The organism is Sphingobium sp. (assembly GCF_035511395.1).
Classification (GTDB): domain Bacteria; phylum Pseudomonadota; class Alphaproteobacteria; order Sphingomonadales; family Sphingomonadaceae; genus Sphingobium.
The window spans coordinates 1-6,956 of the sequence record NZ_DATKFP010000346.1 but is presented as its reverse complement, the minus strand read 5'-3'; the positions used below and the strand labels follow the sequence as shown (position 1 = coordinate 6,956).

General features: G+C 59.5%; 8 protein-coding genes. 1 reads left to right on the top strand and 7 read right to left on the bottom strand.

Annotated features, from left to right (window positions below):
• From VMR39_RS23660 to VMR39_RS23635, 6 genes are all read right to left on the bottom strand, one after another.
• Positions 1-507 (bottom strand): TonB-dependent receptor plug domain-containing protein (locus VMR39_RS23660; RefSeq protein ID WP_325419800.1); only part of this gene is annotated, 507 nt, incomplete at its 3' end.
• Between the two features lie 164 nt (positions 508-671).
• Entirely contained in the window at positions 672-1,841 is a 1,170-nt protein-coding gene (locus tag VMR39_RS23655) for an acyl-CoA dehydrogenase family protein (protein WP_325419798.1), read from the bottom strand.
• Positions 1,834-2,730, bottom strand: coding sequence for a CoA ester lyase (locus tag VMR39_RS23650; RefSeq protein WP_325419796.1), 897 nt, complete (start codon positions 2,728-2,730; stop codon positions 1,834-1,836). The genes VMR39_RS23655 and VMR39_RS23650 overlap by 8 nt, the downstream gene beginning before the upstream one ends.
• Complete coding sequence (locus VMR39_RS23645) at positions 2,727-3,185, bottom strand: MaoC family dehydratase (protein ID WP_325419802.1); 459 nt, start codon at positions 3,183-3,185, stop codon at positions 2,727-2,729. The genes VMR39_RS23650 and VMR39_RS23645 overlap by 4 nt, the downstream gene beginning before the upstream one ends.
• Positions 3,185-4,381, bottom strand: a complete 1,197-nt coding sequence (locus VMR39_RS23640) for an acetyl-CoA acetyltransferase (RefSeq protein WP_325419794.1) — start codon at positions 4,379-4,381, stop codon at positions 3,185-3,187. The genes VMR39_RS23645 and VMR39_RS23640 overlap by 1 nt, the downstream gene beginning before the upstream one ends.
• A gap of 12 nt (positions 4,382-4,393) precedes the next feature.
• Positions 4,394-5,833: a 3-oxoacyl-[acyl-carrier-protein] synthase III C-terminal domain-containing protein gene (locus tag VMR39_RS23635; RefSeq protein ID WP_325419792.1), complete on the bottom strand. Its 1,440-nt coding sequence runs from the start codon at positions 5,831-5,833 to the stop codon at positions 4,394-4,396.
• A gap of 178 nt (positions 5,834-6,011) precedes the next feature.
• Here VMR39_RS23635 and VMR39_RS23630 point away from each other — a divergent pair, with 178 nt between their 5' ends.
• Positions 6,012-6,305, top strand: a complete 294-nt coding sequence (locus VMR39_RS23630; protein WP_325419790.1) for a Rieske (2Fe-2S) protein — start codon at positions 6,012-6,014, stop codon at positions 6,303-6,305.
• A gap of 12 nt (positions 6,306-6,317) precedes the next feature.
• Here VMR39_RS23630 and VMR39_RS23625 read toward each other — a convergent pair.
• The coding region (locus VMR39_RS23625; RefSeq protein WP_325419788.1) for an SDR family oxidoreductase at positions 6,318-6,956 on the bottom strand (639 nt) is incomplete at its 5' end.

Sequence of the window (6,956 nt, the reverse complement as noted above, 5' to 3'; positions counted from 1 at the left end):
CACCTGCTGCAACTCGGCACGATTGGGTGTGACGACGGTGGCGCCGCCAGTCGCATTGCGGCCGAAAAGTGTCCCCTGCGGTCCCTTCAATACCTCGATCTGATCGACGTCGGGCAAGGACAGGATCGAACCTGCGAAACTGGAAACATAGACATTGTCGAGATAGATCGCGATCGGGTTCTCGGCGCCGGCAGTAACGACGGTCGTGGAAATACCGCGCAGGGACGGGTTGAGAAAACTGCTTTGCTGCTGGAATACGAGGCCGGGCGTCAGTTGCTGGAGACCACGGCTGTCATTCACGCCGGCCCTGGCCAATTGCTCGCTGGACTGCACCGCCACGGTCAACGGCACATCTTCCAACCGCTGTTCGCGACGTTGTGCGGTCACGATGATGTCCGCCTGCTGCCGGGCAGCGCTGGTCCCCGTTTCTTCCTGCGCAAAAGCGAAGGAATTTATTTGCGCAATCGCGATGAACGACGCGCACAACAACAGTTTGTTGTTCGTCATGCCAATCCTCTCCCCATTTCGCGCCGCGGTCGGGCACTTTTCTTATTTCAACGGGTCGTGCGGATCAGTCACCCTCCCAATCCGCACGCCTATAGTTAGCCTGCTTACTGGAGAGAGTAAAGACATACATTCACAACTGAATGTAAATTTATGAAAGCGTGTTTCTATTTTTTGAAGAGATCACGGCCGATGATCTGCTTCATGACCTCCGCGGCACCGCCGGCGATCCGGACGATGCGCGCATCGACATAGGCGCGGGCGATAGGATATTCGGTCATATATCCGTAACCGCCGAAGAACTGGAGGCACTGGTCCACGACTTTGACGTGCAAGTTGGTGACGACGAGCTTGACCTTCGCGGCCTCCACCCCTGTCAGTTCGCCTGCCAGAAAGCGCTTGATGCACCAGTCTGTAAAGACACGGGCCGACAACACCTCCGCGGACAATTCCGCCAGCACGAACTGGGTATTCTGAAAATCGGCCAGTGTCTGGCCGAACATCTTGCGCTCGGATGTATAGTCCACAGTCCACTGGATCGCCGCCTCAGCCACGCAAATGCTGCGCACCGCCTGAGTCAGCCGTTCCTGCGCCAGCTTGCCCATCATGATGCCGAAGCCGCTGCCTTCCTCGCCCAGACGACGATAAACGGTGGCCTGAACATCCTCCAGGAAGATTTCCGACGTATCCTGCGCCTTCAGGCCGATTTTCTCCAGATTTCGGCCACGTTTGAAACCATCCTGATGCGTATCGACTGCAATCAGGCTGACTCCTTTTGCACCTGCTGCCGGGTCGGTCTTGCAGGCGCAAACCATGACATCAGCCAGTTGGCCGTTGGAAATATAGACCTTTTGGCCGTTCAGCACATAAGAGTCGCCTTGGCGGACGGCGCGGGTGCGGATTTCCTTGACGTCGGATCCGGCACCCGGTTCGGTGAGGCCCAATGCACCGATATAGTCGCCCGTGACCATCTTTGGCAGGACTTCCTGCTTCAGTTCTTCGGTACCAGCCGCCAATATATAGGGCGCCACCATTTCCGAATGAACCATGAAGCCGGGACCGGTGATCCCTTTCTTCGCCAGTTCTTCGATGACCACGACATTGTAGAGCCAGTCGGCACCGAAGCCGCCATAAGCCTCAGGTATATTGGGGCATAATATACCGACCTCACCTGCGCGCTTCCAGATGGCGCGGGGAACGACCTCATCCTTTTCCCATTGATGATGGTGGGGAACCAGTTCCTCATCCACGAACCGCGCTACGGTCTCCCGAAACTGCTCATGTTCGGCGGAGAAAATACCCCGCCCTCCATCGTTGTGCAGCATCATGTCAGCCATTGCGATCCTCATGCATGGCGAGCGTGCGCTGCGCCTGTTTCAAATGCGGAATATCCAGCATCTTGCCATCCAGTCCCAATGTGCCGGAATCCGGGTTGGCAGCGAACAGCGCCACGACCCGGCGCGCGAAATCAACCTCTTCTGGCGATGGCGAAAAACTCTCGTTGATGATATCAACCTGGGCGGGATGGATCGCGACCCGCCCGGAAAAGCCCTCCGCCCGTGCCGCCCTGCATGATGCACGCAGGCCTTCAGGGTCGCGAAAATCAACATAGAGCGTGTCGACCGCCTCGACTCCTGCGGCATGAGCGCCCAGCAGACACAGCGAACGGACCATCTTGTAGGTCAACGTCCACTGTCCGCTTTCATCGACATTGCTGCTTGCGCCAATGGCCGAACTCAAATCTTCAGCACCCCAGGTCAGGCCATAGAGGCGATAGAGACCGGCTCCTGCATAATCGCCCAGGCGAAAGGGCGAGATCGCCGTCTCAGTCGCCACCGGCAATATCTTGATCGTACCGATGTCCTGTCCGGCTGCCGCTTCGAGCGCAGATAGATAATGGCTCACCTGTGCCACATCCTGCGGCCCATTCACCTTCGGCAGCATGATACCGTCCGGTGACGCCGACACGATCGCGGCCAGATCCTCAAGCGTCCAGGGCGTATCCAATGGGTTCACGCGTACCCAATATTGCGTTTTCCGCTGTCCTTTGGGGCGATCCTTGATGAAGGCTGGCACCATATCGCGCGCCGCCGGCTTGCGCGCCACGGCCACGGCATCCTCCAGATCGAAGATGAAGGCGTCGGCGGCCGTGCCATCGACCTTGCCCATCTTCTTCTCGCTGTCGCCCGGTATGAAGAGGAACGACCGGATGGGAAGGTCGCTCATGCCTCTGCCGGCTTCTTGAGTTGCAGGCCCGACCGCTTGCAGGTCGCGACCAGTTCATCCTTCTGGTTGAACGCCTGATGCAGGAAGGTGACGATACCCGCCTCCGGCCGCGATCTGGATTCCCGCAACTCGACAACCTCGGTCACGACATGGATGGTGTCGCCCGCAAAAAGCGGATTGGGAAAGCGTACCTCGTCCCAGCCCAGATTGGCAACCGCCGTGCCCAGCGTGGTGTCCCCCACCGAAATGCCGACCATCAGCCCCAGCGTGAAGGCCGAGTTCATGAGGGGGCGGCCAAAGGGCGTTCCCTTCATATATTCCGCATCGATGTGAAGCTGCGCCGGATTATGCGTCAACGTCGACATCAGCAGATTGTCGGTTTCCGTCAGCGTGCGGCGGATCGGGTGGTGAAAGACCTGCCCGATTTCGAGTTCGTCAAACCAGACACCAGCCATCATGCAAGCCCCAGAACAGAGATGGCCGCAATACCCTGATAGGGAACGCCGCCCAGATTATGCGTCACGCCGATCGACGGCGACGACAGTTGCCGCTCCCCGGCCCGACCCAGCAACTGATTGTAGATTTCATAGGCCATGCGCAGTCCCGACGCGCCGATCGGATGCCCGAAACATTTGAGGCCCCCGTCGATCTGACAAGGCATGGCACCATCCCGGTCATAGCGGCCATCGAGAATGTCGAATACCGCACGACCATCGTCGGAAAAGCCCAGATCCTCCATCGTCACCAATTCCGTGATGGAGAAGCAGTCATGGACTTCGCTTAAGTGAACCTGCTTGCGCGGATCGGTGATACCGGCCTCTTGATAGGCGCGCGCCGCAGCAGCACGCGTCGTCGCGACATAGCTGCCGTCCCACGCATTGGTCTGGGTTTCACGCCCGGAACTGGTGGCCAGTTGCAGCGCCTTGATCGTCACCAGGTCGCTCTTGCCCAATGCCCTGGCGATTTCCGGCGTGGTGACGATAGCGCAAGCGGAGCCGTCCGACACACCCGAACAGTCGAACAGGCCCAAAGGATCGGAAATCATGGGCGCGTTCATGATGGTGTCCATGGACACCGCCTTCTGGAAATGCGCCTTGGGGCTATATTGCCCATTTTGATGGCTCTTCCACGACACATGGCTGATGGCGCGCTTCAGATCCTCCTTGGACGTGCCATATTTGGATCGATAATAGGGCGCCAGCTGTGCGAAGCCTGCCGGAGCCGATCCCATCGGCATCCACATATCGTTGAACGTGCCCTTGAACGGCGGCGGCAGGCCGCCGAAACCCGTATCCTTCAGCTTTTCCGCGCCGATGGCGAGCGCGATATCGGCCGCGCCGCTCGCGACGGCGTAGGTCGCGCCGCGCAATGCCTCCGTGCCGGTGGCGCACATATTTTCCACGCGGCTCACGGGGATGCCTTCCAGCCGCAACGCCATCGCCGCAGGAATGGAAGAGTTGCCAACGTTGATCCCGTCGCCCCAGCAACCAAACCAGGCGGCATCGATCTGCTTGCGCTCTATCCCCGCATCCGCCAGCGCCTCTTCAAACGCCTCCTTCATCAGGTCAGGTGATCCCGCGTCCCAACGCTCGCCGAATTTGGAACATCCCATGCCCAGAATGGCGACCTTGTCCTTGATGCCCGTTGCCATGGATATTGCTCCTCAGGCCGCGCTCAGCGGCGTCGATTTCCAGAAATAGCGATTGTATCCACGCTGCCGGTCCTTCTCCTTGATTCGGAAAACCATCCGCAGCCTAGCTCCCGTATCGATCCCGTCCTTGCCGATATCGACCATTTCCATCAGCACGCGCGCGCCGCTGTCGAAGCGCACGAACCCGACCCAGAGTGGCGGCGAAGGATGATAGGACAGCCAGTCGGCAGTGGAGGTCAGCACCTCAGCCTGCTCATCGCGCAGGGACACATCGCTGAACCGATCGGCCGGGGCATGACATTGCACGCAATATTGAAGCTGCGGGAATTGCACCGTGCCACAATCGCTGCATTTGCCCGCGTTGAAGCCTTCCAACTGTCCGGCAGAGCGATATTGTTCGGTTAGGGCGGTCTTGGCGCTCTTCTCCGAACGCATGCCCCATTCTGCTTCGATGCCGCCATAGAAGGACAACATGCGCAGATAGCTGTCGGTCGGCAGCGCATCGGCGATACAGCCGCCGACGCCGCGAGCCGGCTTGGCGCCGTCGATCGCATCCGTCACCTGGAAGATCAGCGCATCGGCTCCCTGGCCGAAGCCAACCAGCAGGATGCGTTCGCCCGGCCGTGCCTTTTCCAGCGTTGCCGCCAGCATCAGCAGTGCATGGGCCGCACCCGCATAGCCCACGCCATCCTCCAGGCCACCAGCCACGACCCCTGCAAACTTCACCTTCTTCGCGACCGCGTCCGCCGCTCCCTTCAGATAGGATGGCATGACGAAATGCTGAATATCGGCAATGGCAATCTGCGCATCGTTCAACGCCGCCTGAATCGCCGCAGGCGCAATTTTCGCATAGCCTTCGTCACGGACCCACCGCTCTTCCCAAGCATAGTCGCTCGAGGCATCGTCCGATCGGAAGTGATCGACGAATACGCTGTTGACGCTGGCCGACCCAATCAATCGCGCCACCACATCGCGATCAGACAGGACAAATGCCGCCGCGCCCGCGCCAAAACTCAGTTCCTGCACGCTGGCCGGTTTACCGAAGGGATTGTCGGCGGCGATCACCAATTCGGGCCGTCCACCCTTCAACGCCTGCAACAGCGCGGACGTACCAGCCCGCTGCGATCCGGCCGCATCCGACGTGGCGATATCAGGCGCAGCGCCAATCGCCCCCGCGACGATCGCCGCATTCTGCAGATCTGCATAGGGCAGATTGGTCGATGCCAGCCGGACCCCCTCCACACCCGACAGACCGGTGGAACCAGCGGCATCGCGCGCCGCCTCGACCGCCATGGTGATCGCATCTTCATCCCAACTGGTGAAGGCACGACTGCCCTTCGCTTGCGCCCGCAAGCCCGGCGCCATCCACGCATGGGCGGCGGCGATGATCGATCGTTCGATGCGAAGGCGGGGAACATAGGCGCCAAAGCGCGCAATACCGATCTCAGTCATGCACCTCACCTGCTCGGGGCCATTGCCCCTCTTGGTTGTGTCGGGCGATCATGCGCCACGAAAGAGCAAGCATGCTCCCGCCCTCGCTTCGATTTAGTATGCTATAGTATGTTATGCAAGTGACTTATAATCACACACGCGCTAACAGGCCTCTACACGCTAAAAAAGAGGGGATAGAATGCGCATTCCGCTAAACCAGATACCCATGAGCGGTACACATGTCGTCGAATGCGAAGGGCGCCGGGTTCTCCTCTGTCGAAACCAAAATGGCATTCATGCGATGGCCGAAATGTGTCCGCATCAGATGTTGTCACTCGATGGCGGCCGCGTGCGCGGCGATGTCATCATGTGTCCTCATCATGGCGCGCGCTTCAGCCTGGATGATGGCCGGTCGCTGTCACCGCTGACGACAAACGGACTGACTCTTTACTCCGTCACGCCTGATGGAGAGGATATCGTGATCGGAGACTGATCGCTTGCATCGTCATTGCGCCAATGCGCCTCCGTCGACAGCTAATGCATGGGCGGTGACGAAACTGGCTCGATCCGAACATAGCCACAACACCGCCTCTCCAACCTCTTCCGGTCGTGCCATGCGGCCCATGGGCGCCAGATTTTCCAGCGTCGCGCGTACTTCCGGCCCCTGTTGCATCACATCTCGTACCATGTTTGTCATGGTAACGCCCGGCAGGACGGCATTCACTCTTATGCCATCGCGTGCATGACGCAGTGCTACGCTCTTGGTCAGCCCGATGACGGCATGTTTGCTGGCGGTATAAGCCGGTTGGGATGGATGAACGGACGCGACCAGTCCAGCGACGGAAGCCGTGTTGACGATGGCTCCCTTGCCCTTGGGCAGCATGTGCCGCAGTTGCGCCTTGATACATTCCATCATCCCGCGAACATTGATCGCGAACGTTCTGTCAAAGGCGTCACCATCCCATGCGCCGTCTAGCGGATGGCAGATGCCGGCATTGTTGAACGCATAGTCGAGGAGGCCCATTCGCGCCGCTGCGGCATCGACCATGCGATGCACATCCGCCGGCTCGGATATATCGCCTCGCAGAAACATCATATCGTTACCAAAATGTCGTAATTCCGCCAGCGCAACCTCGCCAGCCTC